The organism is Priestia sp. P5_B4, assembly GCF_056400385.1.
Map to the genome: position 1 here is coordinate 1 of NZ_JBFULJ010000936.1, position 1,434 is coordinate 1,434.

Sequence of the window (1,434 nt, forward strand, 5' to 3'; positions counted from 1 at the left end):
TTTGTAGATACCTATAATCAAACTTATGTAAACTCAAGAAAAAGCCTATGTACTTGTCAGGAGTACATAGGCTTTTAATAATTAAGACCATTAATATATACACTACTACCATTCCCTCAATAACTGCTTCATCTTCTCTTTTGTCTCATTTTCCTCACGAGGCTGATAAACAGTCACTTTTAATTGGGGTGCATCATACACTTGGAGCGTAATATGATCCATAATCATTTTTCCTGCCACAGGGTGGATAATGGTCTTTTTCCCACAAGGTGTGCCTAAAACTTCATGATTAGACCACCACTTGTAAAACTGAGGGCTTTTCTCGCTAAGTTCACTAATCATGGTTTTAAACCACTCATCCCCGACGAAACGCGTATAGGCTAGGCGGAATTGGGCAATTAGTCGTTGGGCATGATCTTCCCAATTTTGAAAAAGGTTTTGATATTCTTGGGAAGTGAAGCAGCGCCACACTGCATTGCGGTTTCGCTCGTCCATCTCGTTAAAGTCCCCAAATACCATCACAGCAGCTTTATTCCAGTCTACAATATTAAGTTTTTCGTCTGTTACATAGGCAGGGCAGTGGCCTAATTGGCTTAATAGATTTTTGACAACACGATCTATATTTTCTCTTTCATTCTGCACGGTTGCAGATGAAAGCGGCTGATTGCCTAATAAAAATAAATGCTCCATTTCTYCTTTATTTAATTTGAAAATACGGGATATGGCTTCTAATACTTCAGAAGACACTTGTATATCTCGTCCTTGTTCCAGCCACGTATACCAAGTTATGCCGACTCCTGCTAGTTGAGACACTTCTTCTCTGCGTAATCCTTTGGCTCTTCTTCTCTGCGTAATCCTTTGGCTCTTCTTCTCGGTCCAATAGGCAAGTTAAAATCTTTTGGAGACAATCGTTCTCGTCTTATCTTTAGAAAATCCCCCAATTCTTTTCTTCTTTCTTTATCGCTTACCATGATTTTACTCCTTTGTGTAGGTAGTACTTTTACTACTAGTATAACTAGACTCCTATTACCATTATAATCCTTATTTTATGATCTTGGTAAGGGAGGTGAAACAGATGATAGTAAAAGATAGCGAAAAGGCGTCTCATATATCAAGAGGCTTAGTTCTTTTAATGGCTACGGTTTGCGGGTTTACAGTGGCTAACGTTTACTTGAACCAAACTCTTTTAGTAAGCATGTCCACCAGTTTTCATGTTTCAGCGGCCAGCATAGGAATTATAGCTACTTTAGCTCAAATTGGATATGCAATAGGAAATCTTTTGATAGTACCGTTGGGAGACATTTTCGAACGAAAAAAATTGATTTTAATTTTATCATTTGCTATTTGTATCGTTCTCGCTTTAAACGCTTTATCTATCAACAAAACGAGGATGATGGTTACAAGCTTAGTATTAGGCATCGTAACGGTTGTTCC

At 38.2% G+C, this 1,434-nt stretch carries 3 protein-coding genes; 1 reads left to right on the forward strand and 2 read right to left on the reverse strand.

Translation table 11 applies throughout. The features are described from left to right. Nucleotides 1–105: 105 nt before the first annotated feature. Nucleotides 106–813: a helix-turn-helix transcriptional regulator gene (locus tag AC1DRF_RS27630; RefSeq protein ID WP_477742260.1), complete on the reverse strand. Its 708-nt coding sequence runs from the start codon at nucleotides 811–813 to the stop codon at nucleotides 106–108. Continuing rightward, nucleotides 801–971 (reverse strand): hypothetical protein, encoded by a 171-nt coding sequence (locus AC1DRF_RS27635; RefSeq protein ID WP_477742261.1) that lies wholly within the window; start codon nucleotides 969–971, stop codon nucleotides 801–803. Before AC1DRF_RS27635 ends, AC1DRF_RS27630 begins: the two co-directional genes overlap by 13 nt. A 104-nt stretch (nucleotides 972–1,075) precedes the next feature. Here AC1DRF_RS27635 and AC1DRF_RS27640 point away from each other — a divergent pair. Then, a partial coding sequence (locus tag AC1DRF_RS27640) for an MFS transporter (protein ID WP_477742262.1) occupies nucleotides 1,076–1,434 on the forward strand: 359 nt, incomplete at its 3' end.

Coding starts and splice junctions, on each gene's coding strand:
- AC1DRF_RS27635 (WP_477742261.1), bottom strand. CDS start 971: ATGGTAAGCGATAAAGAAAGAAGAAAAGAATTGGGGGATTTTCTAAAG.